Source organism: Streptomyces sp. NPDC048417, assembly GCF_040651615.1.
In the GTDB taxonomy this organism is placed as follows: Bacteria; Actinomycetota; Actinomycetes; order Streptomycetales; family Streptomycetaceae; genus Streptomyces.
Window position 1 is genome coordinate 38,111 of record NZ_JBEZKI010000041.1, and the last position, 17,185, is coordinate 55,295.

General features: G+C 69.4%; 9 protein-coding genes and 6 pseudogenes. 10 read left to right on the forward strand and 5 right to left on the reverse strand.

What is annotated here, in order from left to right:
• Positions 1 to 2: 2 nt before the first annotated feature.
• A pseudogene (locus tag AB0D59_RS44045) lies at positions 3 to 970 on the reverse strand (PQQ-dependent sugar dehydrogenase).
• A gap of 89 nt (positions 971 to 1,059) precedes the next feature.
• A pseudogene (locus AB0D59_RS44050) lies at positions 1,060 to 1,606 on the reverse strand (XdhC family protein); the annotation flags it as partial.
• Between the two features lie 105 nt (positions 1,607 to 1,711).
• On the opposite strand from AB0D59_RS44050, the pseudogene AB0D59_RS44055 reads away from it, so the two are divergent.
• Positions 1,712 to 1,822 (forward strand): annotated as a pseudogene (locus tag AB0D59_RS44055) (SDR family NAD(P)-dependent oxidoreductase); the annotation flags it as partial.
• 1,128 nt (positions 1,823 to 2,950) lie between these two features.
• Here the strand turns inward: AB0D59_RS44055 and AB0D59_RS44060 are convergent.
• Complete coding sequence (locus AB0D59_RS44060) at positions 2,951 to 3,853, reverse strand: helix-turn-helix transcriptional regulator (protein WP_362577099.1); 903 nt, start codon at positions 3,851 to 3,853, stop codon at positions 2,951 to 2,953.
• Between the two features lie 232 nt (positions 3,854 to 4,085).
• Here AB0D59_RS44060 and AB0D59_RS44065 point away from each other — a divergent pair, with 232 nt between their 5' ends.
• The 5 genes and pseudogenes from AB0D59_RS44065 to AB0D59_RS44085 all read left to right on the forward strand — a co-directional run bounded on the left by AB0D59_RS44065 (position 4,086) and on the right by AB0D59_RS44085 (position 7,330).
• Positions 4,086 to 4,412: a carboxymuconolactone decarboxylase family protein gene (locus AB0D59_RS44065; protein ID WP_362577101.1), complete on the forward strand. Its 327-nt coding sequence runs from the start codon at positions 4,086 to 4,088 to the stop codon at positions 4,410 to 4,412.
• A 78-nt stretch (positions 4,413 to 4,490) separates the two neighbouring features.
• On the forward strand, positions 4,491 to 4,895 hold the full coding sequence (locus tag AB0D59_RS44070; RefSeq protein ID WP_362577103.1) for a cupin domain-containing protein: 405 nt from the start codon (positions 4,491 to 4,493) through the stop codon (positions 4,893 to 4,895).
• 194 nt (positions 4,896 to 5,089) lie between these two features.
• A pseudogene (locus tag AB0D59_RS44075) lies at positions 5,090 to 5,857 on the forward strand (glucose 1-dehydrogenase).
• 225 nt (positions 5,858 to 6,082) lie between these two features.
• Positions 6,083 to 6,331: pseudogene (locus AB0D59_RS44080) on the forward strand (DUF2255 family protein); the annotation flags it as partial.
• A gap of 27 nt (positions 6,332 to 6,358) precedes the next feature.
• Positions 6,359 to 7,330: an aldo/keto reductase gene (locus AB0D59_RS44085; protein WP_362577105.1), complete on the forward strand. Its 972-nt coding sequence runs from the start codon at positions 6,359 to 6,361 to the stop codon at positions 7,328 to 7,330.
• 114 nt (positions 7,331 to 7,444) lie between these two features.
• On the opposite strand, the gene AB0D59_RS44090 is transcribed toward AB0D59_RS44085, so the two are convergent.
• Positions 7,445 to 8,362, reverse strand: a complete 918-nt coding sequence (locus tag AB0D59_RS44090) for a helix-turn-helix transcriptional regulator (RefSeq protein WP_362577107.1) — start codon at positions 8,360 to 8,362, stop codon at positions 7,445 to 7,447.
• Positions 8,363 to 8,496: 134 nt separating this feature from the next.
• Here AB0D59_RS44090 and AB0D59_RS44095 point away from each other — a divergent pair, with 134 nt between their 5' ends.
• Together AB0D59_RS44095 and AB0D59_RS44100 are read left to right on the forward strand one after the other, a co-directional pair.
• On the forward strand, positions 8,497 to 9,783 hold the full coding sequence (locus tag AB0D59_RS44095) for an MFS transporter (RefSeq protein WP_362577109.1): 1,287 nt from the start codon (positions 8,497 to 8,499) through the stop codon (positions 9,781 to 9,783).
• A gap of 92 nt (positions 9,784 to 9,875) precedes the next feature.
• A complete protein-coding gene (locus tag AB0D59_RS44100; protein WP_362577111.1) occupies positions 9,876 to 10,919 on the forward strand; it encodes an alcohol dehydrogenase catalytic domain-containing protein in 1,044 nt (347 codons plus the stop codon).
• Positions 10,920 to 11,271: 352 nt separating this feature from the next.
• Here AB0D59_RS44100 and AB0D59_RS44105 read toward each other — a convergent pair whose 3' ends face one another.
• Positions 11,272 to 14,397 carry a discoidin domain-containing protein gene (locus AB0D59_RS44105; RefSeq protein WP_362577113.1) on the reverse strand — a complete coding sequence of 1,042 codons (3,126 nt, stop codon included), beginning with the start codon at positions 14,395 to 14,397 and terminating at the stop codon, positions 11,272 to 11,274.
• A gap of 489 nt (positions 14,398 to 14,886) precedes the next feature.
• On the opposite strand from AB0D59_RS44105, the gene AB0D59_RS44110 reads away from it, so the two are divergent.
• Positions 14,887 to 16,218 (forward strand): ABC transporter substrate-binding protein, encoded by a 1,332-nt coding sequence (locus AB0D59_RS44110; RefSeq protein WP_362577115.1) that lies wholly within the window; start codon positions 14,887 to 14,889, stop codon positions 16,216 to 16,218.
• Positions 16,215 to 17,141 (forward strand): annotated as a pseudogene (locus AB0D59_RS44115) (sugar ABC transporter permease); the annotation flags it as partial. The gene AB0D59_RS44110 and the pseudogene AB0D59_RS44115, both read left to right, overlap by 4 nt.
• Positions 17,142 to 17,185 lie beyond the last annotated feature (44 nt).

Consider the following 17,185-nt stretch of genomic DNA (forward strand, 5'->3'; position numbering starts at 1 on the left):
CTTCATGACGTACAGGATCTGGGCGGAGAGCGCGGCGACGAGCAGTTCGTCACCGGCGAAGGCGATACCGGACGGCGCCCACGTTCCGGTGCCGGAGCTGATGAGCGCGGCCCACATTCCGTCCCGTTGGGTGTCGTCCGGGACGAGGGGCCATCCGAAGTTGCCGCCGGGGACGATGCGGTTGAACTCGTCGTCGCGGACTCACCGTGCTTCGCCGCGAAGAGTCGGCCTTCCCTGTCCCAGGCCAGTCCCTGGGGGTTGCGGTGGCCGTAAGAGTAGACGTAGGAGTCCTTGAAGGGGTTGCCCTTGGCTGGGCGGCCGTCCAGGTTCCTCCTGAGGATTTCCCCGCCAGGTTGTCGACATCCTGGGGATGGTCGTCGTTGTGAACCCAACCTGTGGTGGCGTGGAGGTTCTTGTCCGGCCCGATCGCCAACCGCTCCCCGTTGTAGAGCTGGTGTCCGGGAATGTCGTCCAGTAGGACCCGTGTCTCCACCCATGCCGTGCCGTCGTAGTTGACCTCTGCGATCCGGTTCGTGAGATCGGAGCCGGCGGCGTAGGCGTAGTAGACGTAGGCGTTGCCGGTGTCACCGAAGTCGGCGGCGAGGGCGAGGCCCATCAGGCCGCTGCCGCCGTCGTGCACGACCGGGTCCGAGGTCTGCACGTCGTACCGTTCGAGACCGCCGTCGGCGTCGATCATCGCGATGGTGCCCGAGGCTTCGGTCACTACCAAGGTGCCGTCGGCGATCCTGACTTCCCAGGGGTAGTTCAATTCATCGCTGACCACCGTCACCTTCCAGTCGTCGGAGGTGAGCCCCGTCAGGCTCGGCCCCGTGTAATCGTTGCCCGCCACCGGACGGTGCAGGGACGGTGGGGAGGTATGAGACGGGGCTGTTTCGGGCTCGGACGTCGCCGTCGAACACCCGGCCAGTACGAGTACGGCCGTGAGGATGATCGGTGGGTTCCTTTTCATTGCGGTCGTCTCCAGTAGTCGGTCGTCGGCCGAGGAATCGGCGCGTGGTAGGCGAGCCGAGCCAGTGGCTTCCGGCCGGGCCTTTCCGGTCAGACGCGTGCCGGGACACCTTCGCTTGCTGGAACGGGCGGTCCCACTGCGCGCCGGCCGTGGATGGGGCCGGCGCCGCGGGACAACGGCAGCCCTGTGGCCCGGTTGGCGTGGGCGATGATCTCCGCTGCGATGGAGACGGCCGTCTCCTCGGGGGTGGGCACCGAGGTCGAGGCCGATCGGGGAGTGCAGGAAAGCCAGTTGGCTCTGCGGTACACCGGCTTCGCGCAGCAGGTCCATACGGTGGTCGTGGGTGCGGCGGGAACACATCGCACCGACGTAGCCCACCCGCAGACCGAGCGCGAGCCGTAGCAGGGGGATGTCGAACTTGGCGTCGTGGGTGAGGACGCAGACGGCGGTGCGGGCATCAATCTCCGTGTGCTCCAGGTAGCGGTGCGGCTAGTCGACGACGACCTCGTCCGCATCCGGGAAACGGGCCGCGGTGGCGAAGACGGGGCGGCCGTCGCACACGGTGCCCCGGTAACCGAGGAAGCGCCCGGCCTGGCTGAGGGCGGCGGCGAAGTGGACGGCGCCGAAGATCAGCATCGGTCTCGCCGACAGCCGCCGAAGCCCTGGCCTCCTCCGGCGACACCACGCGTCATCACCCCACACAACTGGGTGCCTATTACGGCACTCGTAAGGAAATCCCTCATGAGCGAGGTCATTTTCGTCACCGGTGCCGGACGCGGTCTGGGCGCGGACATCGCCCGCGAGGCTCTCGCCGCCGGTCACCAGGTCGTCGCCACCGGCCGCCGTCCCGACGAGTGACATGACGTACGAGCGCTCAAGACCATGGGCTTCGAGCTGTGGTGCAGTCCCAGACGCCCGGCGGAGTCCCGACGGTCGTGCACACCGCCGAATTCAACGAACTCCACGACATCGCCTGCTGGTGCTCTCAACGATCACTTTGAACTCCCCGCTAGCGGCCGGTACGCCCTGGTCAGGCACTCGGAAAACCCGGTTCTGTGCGAACGGTTCGAACCGGCCCCCTCCTCCTGGATGGAGTGCGGGAAGGAGAGCTGGGGGACGTCCTGCCGGACGACCTGGCCTTCACCCGGAGTGACGACCACCGCCGGTGAACCCTCGCAGGGCAGATGGGGAACCGGCGAAATGAAGCCTGCGAAGCGACGGAATAAGCATCGGCACCATGTCGACCAGGGAGAGACTGACCTAATGACAGCATTGAGCCGGATCGAAGCGCTATTCGGAGTGACGGCCATCGTGGAGTGCCGCAATCCGCATGTTTCGGATGAGCGAGCCGAAGCGCTGGTGCGCAACACCGTTGCCGGACCAGCGGCAGGTTACTGGGAGGGGTAAGCGCACCTGATTCTGCGCAGCTACTTGCTGGCTGCAGCTCTCTCTGATGCCAGCGCGGCCGAGATTGGCGCCTGGGCTAGCCGCCCGGAGGACTCCGCGGCGGCGCAGGTGTTGAGGGACCATGTTGCAGATGTTCCTGACGGCTGGCCCGAGGCCTTGGACTCGGGGTTGCCGTCCGCCGGGACGGAACGATGGATGGTCTTCGCCACGATCCTGCATGCGCTGCAGCCGAACACCCAACCGCTCGACACGCCCAGGGTTTCCTAACCCGTACCGGATGCCGGTGCCGCTGATGTGAGGCGGGTTCTTGGGAGCCCCCACCGGACAACCCTGGACCTCCGCAACAAGATGAGGCGCATTTCAGCAGGTCAGCGAATTCCGTCGGTTGCCCAGAGGCGGCACAGCGCCCTGTCACCGCCGCAGGGCGCGGGTTGTCCTTCGACAGCGAAGTTAGTCGTGTGCACCGCGCTGATCTGGGGCGACTGAGTTGGATGTCTACGCGAAGTCGCCGCAGACCGGGTTCCTTGGCGCGGAGGTCGTCACCAAGGAGCCGACGGAGTAGCGGAGGCCCGCTCAGGGCTTGTGTGTGCTGTGTTGGTCGCTGGGGAGTTCGGTGTTCTGCTGCTCGCTCTGATCGAGAGTGGCGGCCCAGCTGGCCAGAAGCCGGAGTCCATCGTGCGATGCGGAGCCGAGCTCGGCGCTCATTGCGGTGAGGGTGAGGCCGGGATCGTTCGGGACGGGCAGGCCCTCGAAGGCGAGGGTGAGGTCGCCGACGACAGGGTGGCGGAAGTGTTTGAGGCCGGTGCGGTGCAGGCGCACGTCGTGCGCGGCCCACAGCGTGCGGAATTCCTCGCTGCGGGTGGAGAGTTCACCGATCAGGTCGCTGAGGTCACGGTTGTAGGGATCCTGTCCGGCCTCGGTGCGCAGGAGAGCCGCCGAGGCGGCCTTTTGGTAGTCCAGTTCGGTCATGTACTCGTCGGCGCCGGGGTTGAGGAACTGGAAGCGGGCGAGGTTGACCGGCCGCGCGGGATCCTGGAACACGGGCCAGTACAGGGCTTTGCCGAGGCGGTTGGTGGCCAGGATGTCGAGGCGGCCGTTGCGGATGAAGGCCGGTGCCTCGGTCATCGCGTCCAGCAGCTGCTGCAGGGCGGGGCGGATCGGCTGCGGGCCGCGGCGGCGTGAGGGCTTGCGGGTGGTGCTGGCCGTGCGGGCCAGGTCCATCAGGTGGGCGCGCTCGGATTCGTCGAGCTGCAGCGCCTTGGCGAGGGCGTCCAGGACGGCTTCGGAGGCACCTGCGAGGTTGCCGCGTTCCATGCGGGCGTAGTACTCGGCGCTGACGCCGGCGAGCATCGCAACCTCTTCGCGGCGCAGCCCTTTCACCCGGCGCTGACCTGCGGCGGGCAGGCCGGCCTGCTGGGGTGTGATCTTGGCGCGGCGGCTGGTGAGGAACTCGCGGACCTCGCTGCGGTTGTCCATGGCTTCGAGGCTACGACGCTCCCGACGCGCGAGGGGTGTACTGCCAGTACACGTATCAACGGGTCCTTCCGCACGCCCGCGACCTGCCGTTTCATCGATAGCAGGCCAGCAATGGGGCCGACCGTCCACTCCGCTGGCACACACCGTGACGGCGAGACCGAATGGAGAGATGGTGCCCGCTCCCCGCCCCTGCGGGGACACGCCTGGGCATCCCCGCGGAAAGGAGCCGATCATGGCGGAGGGCAAGAAGCCCGAGGGTCCGCGTCAGCAGTTCGGGGAAATCGCCCCGGCACTGGCGGGATACAGCGAGGACGTGCTGTTCGGGCAGGTGTGGGAGGACCCCGACCTGTCCCCGCGGGACCGCAGCCTGGTCACGGTGGCCAGCCTGATCACCAGCGGCAGCACCGAGCAGCTCGCCTTCCACCTGGGCAAGGCCCGCGAGAACGGGGTCAGCGACAAGGAGCTGATCGCCACGGTCACGCATTTGGCGTTCTACGCCGGATGGCCCAAGGCCATGTCCGCGCTCACCGTCGCCCGCGGGGTCCTGGCCGAGGACTGATTCGCCTCGCCCCACCTCCCTCTACCCCTCGCCTGTGTGTGGCCGAGCCGCGACAGAACGTATGCAAGGAGAACGATCATGGATATCACCCAGCCTCCGGCCACGATGAAGCTTCCGGCAGAAATGTTCACCGGGGATGCCTGGGCCGATGTGATCTACCGCGGTGAGGATCCCTCCCGCGCGCGGGCGAACATGGTGCGCTTCGCGCCCGGCGCCCGCACGGCCTGGCACTCCCATGGCCTGGGCCAGACTCTCTACATCGTCGAGGGAATCGCCCTCATCCAGTCCCGCGGCGGCACGATCGCCGAAGCGCATCCCGGGGACGTGATCTTCACGCCGGCGGGTGAGGAGCACTGGCACGGAGCGGCCCCGGATCGATTCATGGCGCACATCGCGCTGTGGGAGGGCGACGACGTCGACTGGCTGGAGCACGTCACTGACGACCAGTACTCCGGTCCCCGACGCCCCGCCCGCGCCTCCTGACCTTCCCGAGCACGCGTCCTGCACCGGATGCCCGTGCCCGGTTCGCGCACTGCGAGCGCCGCGCCGCCCAGACTCTCCTGCGCCCTGACGCACCTGGTGCGCTTCGGCCGCGGCGAGACCGTGGCCTGACGACCTCCCTGTACGAGCCGGCCCGTCGATTCGCCGGGCCCGCCTCAGAGATTGGACCCCTGAGCATGAACCCGCAGTACAACTTCGAGGGCCAGGTTGCCCTGGTCACCGGTGCGGCCTCTGGCATGGGACTGGCCGCCGCCCGCGCCTTCGCCCAGGCCGGCGCAGCCGTCGTGCTGGCCGACGTGAACAAGGACGCCGTCCAGACGGCGGCGAAGGAACTCACCGACGCCAGCTACCAGGCCATCGGTGTGGTGTGCGACGTCACCGACGAGGACCAGGCCGCCTCCATGGTCCAGAGCGCGGTGGACACCTACGGCCGTCTGGACATGGCGTTCAACAACGCCGGTATCCAGGTCCCGCCCTCGGACGCCGCCGACGAGACGGCCGAGAACTTCGACCGCGTCAACGGCGTCAACCTGCGCGGCGTGTGGGCCGCCCAGAAGCACGAACTGCGCCAGATGCGCACCCAGGGCTCCGGCGCGATCGTGAACTGCTCTTCCCTCGGTGGGCTGGTCGGCCTGCCCGAGCGCGCCGCTTACCACGCGTCCAAGCACGGCGTGATCGGCCTGACCAAGAGCGCCGCGGTCGAGTACGCGCCCAAGGGCATCCGCATCAACGCCGTCTGCCCCGGCGTGATCGAGACCCCGATGGTCGCCGACATGCTCGAAGGCCAGGCCTAGGCCATGGCCGCGATCATGAGCGAGCAGCCCATCGGGCGCCTCGGCCAGGCCGAGGAAGTCGCCGCCGCCGCCCTGTGGCTGTGCAGCCCCGGCGCCAGCTTCGTCGTCGGCGTCGCCCTGCCCGTCGACGGCGGATACACCACCCACTGAACCGCCGCCCCGAACCGGGTCTCCCGGCCTGGGCGCGGCACACGCGCACCACCGCACCCCGACGCCGGGCCGTCCCTGACCCGCGTCACGGAGACCACCATGAGCACCTGGGACCAGGAACGGCTGCGCTCGTTCGCAGCAGCCGACGACGTGCACATCTCCCCGTTCCGCGAGGACGGCGTCACCTACGGCGCCCCGACCTGGATCTGATCCGTCGTCGCGGGCGGCGACCTCTACGTCCGCCCCGGCAACGGCCCCGACTCCCGCTGGTACCGGGCCGCGATGTCGCAGCAGGGCGGACGCATCCGTATCGCCGGTGTCGGCTACGAGGTGCGCTTCGATCCCGCTGAGGGCTCCGTCCTCGACGCGGTCGATGACGCCTGCCGCACCAAGTACGCCTCCAGCCCGTACCTGGAGCCGGTGCTCGGGCGCGGTCCCCGCTCGGCGACCGTCCGCATCACCCCTGCCCCGTAGAGCGGCTCACGACAAAGGAGCTTCACCATGGAATACACCCGTCTCGGTACCACCGGGCTGAAGGTGAGCCGTCTCGCCCTGGGGTGCATGAGCTACGGCGACCCGACCGTGCCCGGCGCCCACCCGTGGGCGCTGACCGAGGAGAAGGCCGAGCCCTTCTTCCGGCAGGCCGTCGAGCTGGGCATCACCTTCTGGGACACCGCCAACGTCTACCAGGCCGGCACCTCCGAAGAGATCACCGGCCGTGCCGTCCGCGCCTACTCCCGGCGCGAGGACATCGTGCTGGCCACCAAGGTCCGCGGGAAGATGCACGACGGGCCCGGCGGCGAGGGCCTGTCCCGCAAGGCAATCCTCGAACAGGTCGACGCCTCCCTGACCCGGCTCGGCACCGACTACATCGACCTCTACCAGATCCACCGCTTCGACGACGAGACACCGGTCGAGGAGACGATGGAGGCCCTGCACGACGTCGTCAAGGCAGGGAAGGTCCGCTACCTCGGCGCCTCGTCGATGTACGCCTGGCAGTTCGCCAAGCTCCAGCACGCCGCCGACCTCGGCGGCTGGACCCGCTTCGTGTCCATGCAGAACCAGTACAACCTTCTGCGCCGCCAGGACGAGCCGGAACTGATGGCCCTGTGCGGCGACATGGGCGTGGGCCTGGTGCCCTACTCCCCGAACGGCAAGGGCCGCCTGGCGCGCCCCGCGGGCGAGCAGAGCCTCCGCTCCACCACCGATCACGTCGTGCAGTCCTTCGACAGCCCGCACGACGAACCGGTCATCGACGCGGTCCAGCAGGTCGCCGACGCCCGGGCCATCAGCATGGCGCAGGTCGCACTGGCCTGGGTGCTGCGCAACCCGCTGGTCTCCGCCCCCATCGTGGGAGCCACCAAGCCCCATCACCTCACCCAGGCCGTGGAGGCACTCGCCCTCCAGCTGTCCGACGACGAGGTGGCCGCTCTGGAGAAGCCGTACATCAACGCCGGACCCTCCTGGTTCTGACCGCCAGTCTCCTCGCGGACACAGCGCCGACGGCCAAGACGCCCCAGGGCCGGTCTCGTCCGCCGGCTGAGAGGGCCCAGCGGTTGGTCACAGCCCTGGGAGACGAGCAGGCGGTCAGCGCAGCTGGTCGGTGGGCTCGGCTTCCTGGGACCGGGTGGCTGCCAGGCTTGCCAGGAGCTTGAGGCGCTCTTCGGACGGAGTGCCGGGTTCGGCGGTGTAGAGGGTCAGGTCGTGCACGGTCCGGTTCGGTGTGGGCAGGTCCAGGGACTGATAGGTCAGTTCCAGGCGGCCTACATCGGGGTGTTCCAGGCGCTTGACGCCGTCGTGCCGGACGCGGACGTCGTGCGCGGCCCACATCGTGCGGAACTCGGGGCTGAGTGTGGACAGCTCCCCGATCAATTCGCGCAGGGCCCGGTCCTGGGGCTCACGTCCGGCCTCTGCCCGCAGGAGCGCGACGGTGGCACTGGCGGCGGCGTCCCAGTCGACGAAGAAGTCGAAGGCGCGAGGGTCGAGGAAGTGGAAGCGGGCGATGTTGGCGCGGCCCTGCTTGTCGACGGTCTCGCTGTCGAACATCGGCGCGTGCAGGGCGCGGGCCAGCGGATTGGTGGCGACGACATCCATCCGGCCGTTGCGGACGAAGGCAGCGGACATGGTGACGGAGTCCAGCAGCCACTGCACGGGCGGCGGGACCTTGACGTCCTTACGACGGGACGGTGTGCGGCGGGCGGGCCGGGCGGCGCGGGCCAGGTCGAACAGGTAGGTGCGTTCGGCCTCATCCAGCTGCAGGGCCTGGGCGACCGCGCTGAGCACGTCTTCGGACACGCCGCTGATGTGGCCCTTTTCCAGGCGGGTGTACCACTCAGTGCTCACTCCGGCGAGCACGGCGACTTCCTCGCGCCGCAGGCCCGGGACGCGGCGCCGTCCGCTGGTGGGCAGCCCGACCTGCTCCGGGGTGATCTTCGCTCGTCGGCTGGCGAGGAAGTCCCGGATCTCGGTGCGGGTGTCGGCGCGGTCGCCGGGTTGCTGGTCCATGCCATCCACGCTAGCGGCGGATCGCCGGTGAGGGAGGTTGAGGTTGTCCCCCCTATAAACACAGCCTTCTACCCGCGCGACGCAGGGGGTTTCGTGGGATCAGCACCCGATCACCACCCCACGGAGATGTGAGTATGAGTTCGCAAGGAGGAGTCCTCCAGGCCCCCGCCAAGGCGCCCGTCGAGGCCGGCGAGCGTTCGCCCGCCCGGCTGCCGCTCGTCGTGTACGTGCTGGCGCTGGGCACGTTCCTGATGGGCACGACCGAGTTCGTGGTGGCCGGCCTGCTGCCGGAGATCGCAGGCGACCTGCAGGTCAGCGTCGCCCAGACCGGCCTGATGATCACCGTCTTCGCGGTCGGGATGATCGTCGGCGCCCCGCTGATGGCGATGCTCACGCTGCGGCTGCCCAAGCGGCTGACGCTGATGCTCGCCCTGGGCGTCTTCGCCGCCGGTCACGTCCTCGTCGCCCTCAGCTCGGACTTCACCCTGGTGCTGGCCGCACGGTTCCTGACCGCCATTGCCACCGGCGCCTTCTGGGCGGTGGCCAATGTCGTCGCCGCACGCGCTGCGGGCCCTGCCGCCAGCTCCCGCGCCCTGGGGCTGGTCGGGGCCGGAGCCATGCTCGCGAACGTCGTCGGCGTGCCCGTGGGCGCGTTCGCCGGGCAGGCCATGGGCTGGCGCGGACCGTTCTGGGCCCTGGCGGCCCTCTCCGCGGCGGCCGTGGTGCTGGTCGCCCGTACCGTCCCCCACGAGGTCGGCGGCCACCAGGAGGCAGGGTCGATCCGGTCCGAGCTGACCGCTCTGCGCTCGGGCCGCGTATGGCTGGTCCTGGCGGCCTGCGCCACCACGACCGGCGGCGTCCTGGCGGCCTACTCCTACATCTCCCCGCTGCTGACCGACCGGTCGGGCATCGCCTCCGGGACCGTGCCGCTGGTCCTGGTCGGCTTCGGCCTCGGCGCCCTGGCCGGCTCGCTCGTCGGAGGCCGGCTCGGCGACCGCCGCCCGCACACCGTGACCGTCGTGGCCGCCGCGGGAGCCACACTCCTGCTGCTCGCGGTCTCCCTGCTGGCCGGCTACACCGTGCCCACCATCATTCTGGTCGCCCTGCTGGGCTTCTTCGGGCTCGGCGCCAACCCGGTGCTGATGGCCCTGGCGGTCCGCTTCGCACGCCAGGCACCCGTCCTGGCCTCCGCCCTGACCGTCTCGGCCTTCAACCTCGGCACCGCCATCGGCTCCTGGATCGCCGGACTCACCCTCGACAGTTCGCTCGGGGCCACCGGCCCCGCCGTGGTCGGCACCGTCATCGCCGCCCTCACTCTGATCCCCACCGCCGCCCTCGCGTTCACCCAACGGCGCCGCTCCACCACGACCTTCCCTCCGAACATGCAGGCCGACGCCGCCACACAACACACAGCGGCATAAATGCTGAGAAACCGGCTAAACCGTGCTCCGGTAGCCAGGCCGGTCACGCCCCCCGCCCCTGAATACGCACCACTGGAAATGGAGCATCACTGATGCGCGCAACACTCATGTACAGCGCCGGCGACGTCCGCGTCGAGAACGTCCCCGACTCCGTCATCAAGCAGCCCACCGACGCACTGGTCCGGATCACCGCCTCCTGCGTCTGCGGCAGCGACCTGCACCCCTACAACTCCATGAAGCCTGAGGACGGACCCGCCCGGATGGGGCACGAGTTCATCGGCATCGTCGAGGACACCGGCCCGGAGGTGACCACCGTCAAGCGCGGCGACCTGGTCGTCGCCCCGTTCGCCATCTCCGACAACACCTGCGAGTTCTGCCGCGAGGGCCTGCACACCTCCTGCGCCCACCCGCAGGCCAACTTCTGGGACGGCGAGCCGGACGAGGGCGGCCAGGCCGAAGCCGTCCGCGTCCCGCTCGCCGACGGCACCCTCGTCAAGCTCCCCGTCGCGCCGGACTCCGCCCTCATCCCGTCACTGCTGACGCTCTCGGACGTCTTCGGCACCGGCTACCACGCCGCCCTCATGGGCGGGGTCAACGAGCGCACCCGCGTCACCGTGATCGGGGACGGAGCCGTCGGCCTGCTCGCCGTACTCTCCGCCAAACGGCTCGGCGCCGAGCAGATCATCCTCATGGGACGCCACCAGGCTCGCACCGACCTGGGCCGCGAGTTCGGCGCCACTGACGTCGTCGCCGCCCGCAGCGAGGAAGGCATCGAGCAGGTCCGCGAGCTCACCGGCGGACACGGCACGCACGTGGTCCTCGAAGCCGTCGGCCACATGCCCGCCTACGAGCAGGCCCTCGGCGTCGTGCGCCCCGGCGGCGCCATCAGCCGCGTCGGCGTACCGCAGTACGAGGAGGCACCGATCGGTTTCGGCAGCCTCTTCGGCCCCAACGTCCGCCTGGCCGGCGGACCCGCCCCGGTTCGCGCCTACATCGAGGAACTGATGCCCGCCATCCTTGACGGCACCATCGAGCCAGGGAGGGTCTTCGACGCCACCACCAACCTCGACGGCGTCCCAGCCGGGTACCAGGACATGGCCGACCGCAAGAGCCTCAAGGTCCTCGTCAAGCCCTGACCCCCGTGAACACCACGGGTCGGGAGGGGACGGCCACGCCCCCTCCCGACCCCGGCCCAAGTGCCGGACCGCCGCGAAAGTGCGCGCTGAACTGTGTCGTGCGAGTTCGGAGGTCCTGGTGTCCGTCGCTGGAAGAAGCGCCGTGCAGCACCTCCAGGATGTGCCCCTCCCACCAACGGGCCTGGTCAGCGGCCTTCGTGGGAAATTCTTGGATCCGTGCAGCCGGCGGAAGCCGTCGCCTTTCCTCCCGCATCTGGCACTCCCGCTGGGCAGGCGCACGAGCGACTACAGCCAGACCGTTCCTTCTGGTCTCCTTCCTGGCACCCCACTCCTCAGGGGAGCGCTCCTCAGGTCATGAGGTGATGTTGAGGGACGTGAGTGCGGTGTGGCCTCCGGCCGGGGCGGTGACTCGGAGTGCCACATAGCGGGCCGTGCTGTCGGTGCGCAGCACTCCCCGCGCCGTCAGCCGTGCCGCTCCGGTGTATGTACGGCCGTCCCTGCTGAACTCGGCCTGGGTTGCCGGGATGTGCCCGCCCCGCCACTGAGTGCGGATCTCCGTGATGTGCTGCTCGGCACCCAGGTCGACGACCATCCGACCGTCCGGGCCGGGGGTCCACGCGGTGCCTTCGTCTCCGTCGACCGCGGCGTTCGGGTCCGTCATGCCGGGCGGCAACGGTGCGGTCGGGAAGGTGGGGCGGCCGAGTGCGAGATCGGCAAGCGGGTACGCCGTGGCGCGCGGCACGGTGACCGTGGTCGTACGGCCCGCACGGACCGTGGCGTCGAGGCTCTTGCCCTGAGCGGAGACATTGACGTGGCAGGAGGGCCCGCCGAGTCGCACCGTGCGGCCGTCGACCACCTCGGCGCGCAGACCGACGGGAACGCGCTCCCCGGAGAGGACGAAGCGCCCAGGCAACAGCACGGCGGAAGCGGCGGACAGTTCGGCTTGATAGGCCGTACCCGATTCGGTGACGGTCTGCACACCCTCGTACAGGCGGATTCCGTCGGAGCGTGAACCCGCGATCGTCACTGTGGTGGTCACCGGATCCGAGGAGAGGTTGAACAGGCTCAGGTAGTCGTCGGTGAGAGCTGCCTTCACCTGGGCGGACTGCACCGAGGGGCTGTTCCGGGCGGCTGCGGCGCGCAGCCGCTCAGGCGTCGCGCCCGGGAGTCCCTCGACCAGAAGGCCCTCGGCCGGTCCGTCGGAGAGGACGACCGTGTCGCCGTACACCGAGATCGGGTTGGTACCGCCGCGCACGACGAGACCGGCACGGCCGTCTATGTCCAGCCAGCCGGCGCGGCTGGTGAGGTCCGCCTGCGGCCAGGCGACCAGGTCGGCCCACTTCTGCCCGTCGAGCGATCCCTGCATCCGGTACGCGCGGCCCGCCGCGGTCTCCCAGCGCAGCGTCACCCGGTCCACGTCCAGGGCCGCGCCCAGATCGACGGTGATCCAACTGTCCACGCGGGGACGGTCCGCACGGGACACCGCCCAGCGGGTCGAGCCGTCGCCGTCGACCGCGAGTGCGGGCTCCTTGCCCGGGTCGAAGGAGGACGCGGAGGCCGTCGCCGCGGCGCCGCGCGCCAGGTCGGCGCCCGTGGCCCCGTCGCGTATCTCGAAGGCGTACAGCGAATAGCCGTACGAGGGGTCGGGGCGTGCCCCGAGCATCCGCAGATGGCGGAACCGGCCGCGAGGAAAGGTGAGTTCGTCGACCCGGGGACCGGCGGGGGGCGAGGTGTCGACCTGTGCCGCGATCGCCGTGCTTCCCTCGGCCGTCCGGTACGTGCGGCTTCCGTCCAGCCCCGGCATTCCGGGCATGTCCAGGTTGTGCACCTCCAGGTGGCCTTCCCCGGCGGCCGTACCGGAGGTCGCGTACACGACGGCGCCGGACGGCAGAGTGGTGAAGCCCGCGTACCCGGCGTCCAGCCTGAGCAGGCTCGCGCTGCCGTCGAACCCGTCCCGCAGCCGGGAGTACGCGACGACCGACCGTCCGGTGACCTCGGCCCCGGAACGCGGCAGGAACATCGGCGTCGTACCGCTGAGCGCGAACAGCCAGTCATCATGGGCCGGTTGCCAGGCGAACTTCACGAAACCGGCCTTGCTGACCACACCGGCCCACGCACCCGGCGACTGATGGGAGACGAGGCCGGGACCCGAGCCGTAGTCGGTGACGCCGCTCGCCTGCTCGAAGAGCTCGCGCTGTGACAGGGGACGCACGCGTGCTCGCCCCGACCGGGCCCGCCACTCGTGGAGCAGATAGCTGATGGCCAGTTCCGCGCGCGCCTCAGGTTCGTACTTGGGCTCGCCCGAGAACTTCGCCAGACGGTACTGCGGCGGGTACGCCTGGTAGCCCTCCAGCCGCTCGGCCAGGGCGAGTTCGCAGCGGGCCGCGGCGCGGTCTCCGACCACCTGCGCGAGGAAGGCGAGCGGGATGACGTCGCGGCCGTAGAGGTGTTCGCGGTCGGCGACCATCGGCATCAGGGGCTCTCCCGCATCGCTCATCACCCCGAGCAGGGTGCGCCACAAAGGCGCGGCATTCGGCTGCTCAGTGAGCACCTCGGGCAGGGCGCGGCCCGCGACGAGGAAGTGGGCGCTGTTGCGTCCCGAAGTTCGCCAGAGTTCTTCCTGGTAGTGCGGGCCGAAGGAGCCGTGGTTCTCGACGATGAACGTGTCGTACAGGTTCTGCGCGGTGTTCGCGCTGACGGCGATCCCGTCCACCCGGGCCGGGTTGGCGAGGTCGGCGGCCGGCAGGCCCGCCTCGTTGCGGCTCCACCGGCCGAAGGCGGCGCGCCATGCCTCGTAGCGGGGATCGTCGCCCGCCCAGGCCAGGCCGGGGGCCAGTGACTGGGCGTAGACCCCCATCTCCTCCAGCTTGGTGTCGCCTTCGAAGCCCCCGCCCAGGCCGTGCGGAGTCCAGCCGCCGGAGTCGGGGTCGTCGGCCGTGCCCAACTGCGCGGTGTACTGCGCCTGTTCGCGGGCTATGGTGTCGACGTTGCGGCGCGTCACCTCGTCGAGGTCGTCCCACATCAGGCGGGCCGCCAGGACGAAGTAGGACTGGAAGGTGGTGTCGAAGAACAGCTTGCGTCCCCACTGGGTGCCGCCGGTCAGCCGGTTGGATGCCGCGAAGTGCTTCAGGGTGGCGAGGGTGCGGGCGCGCAGGGTGTCCTTGTCGACTCCGGCGCGCTCGGCGTCGTACGGGCCCCGGGTCAGCAGGACTGCGTTGCCGAGCACGACCGCGAAGCCGAAGTCCTGGTCGGTGTAGTGGCCTTGGGCCGCATCCCACTGCTGTTCCGACCAGCGGGTGTGGGTGAGGAGGACGCGGTAGTACGTGTCGGAGACAGGGTCCGCTCCTGGAGTGGAGGTGGTTGTCGCGGCCGAGGCCCGGCCCGAACCCAGGGCGAGCGGGAAGGCGGCCATGGTGCCGGTGGCGCCGATCAGTTGTATGGCCTGACGGCGGGTGAACCTCACGACGTGCTGCGACATCGGCGATACCCTTCGACAACGTTGTCAGAGTGTGCGGTCATTCTGTGGCGGCGCTGTGTGCACGTCAAGGCTCTGGGGCCCCTTGTGGCACTCGTCGGATCACGCGTGACGATCGAATGTGCCTGTTCACCTGGTCCGATCAGGCTTTTCCTGCAGCCCCATTGACCGACTGGTCGAACGCCGCTTAGGTTCCCCGGAGGCGAAAGCGCTTGCTGTCACCTATCGTTCACCCCGTGCAGCCCCATCGGCTACTTTCCCGCACCTGGCCTGACTCGCCTGATGGAGAACTCCTCGCGATGATGCGCACACTCCGATCTTCCTCCCGGCGTCCGCTCGTCGTGATGGCAACGTTGTCATCACCTTCGGTCGACGACCACCGTCAACGGGCGGTCCGCGGGCTCCTGGTTGCATACCTCGCACCCTCTGCCGGAGGACCACCCTCCTGAGTTCTGACAACGATGTCGACACCACGCCCCAGGGGGCAACGCCATGACACGACCCAGCATCCGCCGGAGGCGAGGCAGGCTCGGCGCCGCCGCAGGCACCGTACTCGCCCTGCTCCTCGCGGGCCTCACCAGCTGCTCCAGCGGCAACGGCCAGAGCACGGAAGCGGGCGGGAAAGTGACGCTCACCTTCACCTGGTGGGGCAACGAGGACCGCGCGCAACGCACCAACGAAGCCGTGGACCTCTTCGAGAAGAGACACCCGGGCGTCACGGTTCGCACCTCCTTCGCGGGCTACGAGGCCTATGTGCAGAAGCTCGCCACACAGGCGGCGGGCGGCGACCTGCCCGACGTGGCGCAGCTCGACTACCGGCAGATCTCCCAGTACGCGGGCAGCGGCACGCTCCTGAACCTCGGCCCCTACATCAAGAGCCGCACGCTACGGACTGCCGACTTCGACAACGGCCTGACCCGCACCGGTGCCTACGAGGGCCGGCAGTACGCGCTCCCCATGGGCCGGGGATCGACCGGATTCGCCTACGACTCCGCGGTGTTCAGGAAGGCCGGAGTCGCGACGCCCCGGCCCGGCTGGACCTGGGACGACTGGGTCGAGGCAGGCAAGAAGGTCAGCGCGCTCGGAATGAAGGGCCCGGGCGGCCACGCCTACACCGGCCTCACCGACATCGGCGTGAACGAGGACGCCTTCGAGAACTGGCTGCGCGGCAAGGGCAAGAAGCTCTACGCCTCCCAGCACCGGCTCGGTTTCACCGCCGACGACCTGGCCGGGTTCTGGACCTTCACCGACAAGCTGCGCCGCCGGGGCATCGCCTCGCAGGCCAAGGACACCGCCCAGATCAGCGGCGCCGTCGAGGAGAGCCCGATGGGCCGAGGGCTGGCGGCGACCGACTTCAACTGGGACGGCCCGTTCCTCGGATATCCGCCGCTGCTCGGTGAGAACGTCCACTTCGCGCCCGTGCCCACGACCGACGGCAGGGCCGGCCAGTACTTCAAGCCGACCATGCTCGTCGGCGTGGGCGCGGCGACCCACCATCCCAAGGAGGCCGCCGAGTTGATCGACTTCTTGCTCAACGACCCCGCTGCGGGCACGATCCTCGGCGTCACCCGCTCCACCCCTCCCAACCAGAAGATCGCCGCAGCGATCGGCAAGGGCCTTACAGGGGCGGAGAAGGAGGTCTACGACTACGGGCGCAAGACAGCCGCCTACGGCACGGAAGCGCCGCCCATGGCACCGCCCCGTGGCGACGTCGTCCTCCAGGTCTCCTTCACCCGCACCTACCAGCGGGTGATGTACGAGATGCAGAGCCCGCGGCATGCCGCCGACGAGTTCGTGGCCGAGGCGAAGAGGGAGCTGCGATGACCACCACTGCCGCCCCGCCCGTTACCGCACCTGCCTCCGCGTCATCGCGAAAACGGCCTGGGCGCGGTGAACGACACGGGTCCGCCTACGTCTTCCTCTCCCCGTGGATCCTCGGGGTCGTCCTCCTGACGCTCGCGCCCATGGCCGTGTCCTTGTACCTGTCGTTCACCGACTACAACCTCTTCGACGCCCCCAAATGGGTGGGGCTGCGCAACTACACCGACATGTTCACCGCGGACCCGCGCTATTGGCGGTCGGTGGGCACCACGCTCCTGTACGTCGTGGTCGCCGTCCCGCTCAAACTGGCTCTCGCGCTGGGCGTCGCGCTGCTGCTCAGGAGCACGCACAGGGCCAGGGGTTTCTACCGCTCGGCCTTCTACGCCCCCTCACTGCTCGGCGCGAGCATGTCCATCGCGCTGGTGTGGCGAGCGCTCTACAACGACGGCGGCACCGTGGACGAGGTGCTGTCCTCCATCGGCATCCACACGGGCGGCTGGGTCGCCGACCCCCACCTCGCGGTGTTCGTCGTCGCCCTGCTCTCCGCCTGGCAGTTCGGCGCCCCGATGGTCATTTTCCTGGCCGGGCTGCAGCAGATCCCGTCCGACCTGTACGAGGCTGCGGCACTCGACGGCGCGGGACGGTGGCGGCGGTTCGTGTCCGTGACGCTGCCCATGCTCTCCCCGGTGCTGTTCTTCAACCTCGTCCTGGAGACCATCCAGTCCTTCCAGGTCTTCACACCCGCTTTCGCGATCAGCGGCGGCAAGGGCGGCCCGGCCGACTCGACCATGTTCTACACGCTCTACCTCTACGAACGTGGTTTCTCGGCCTCACACATGGGCTACGCCTCCGCCATGGCGTGGGTCCTGCTCCTGGCCGTCGGCGCGGTGACGCTCGTCCTTTTCAGGACCTCGCGCTCCTGGGTCTCTTCGCCCACGAACTCGACGGTCGCGAAACCGTCCGCGCGGAC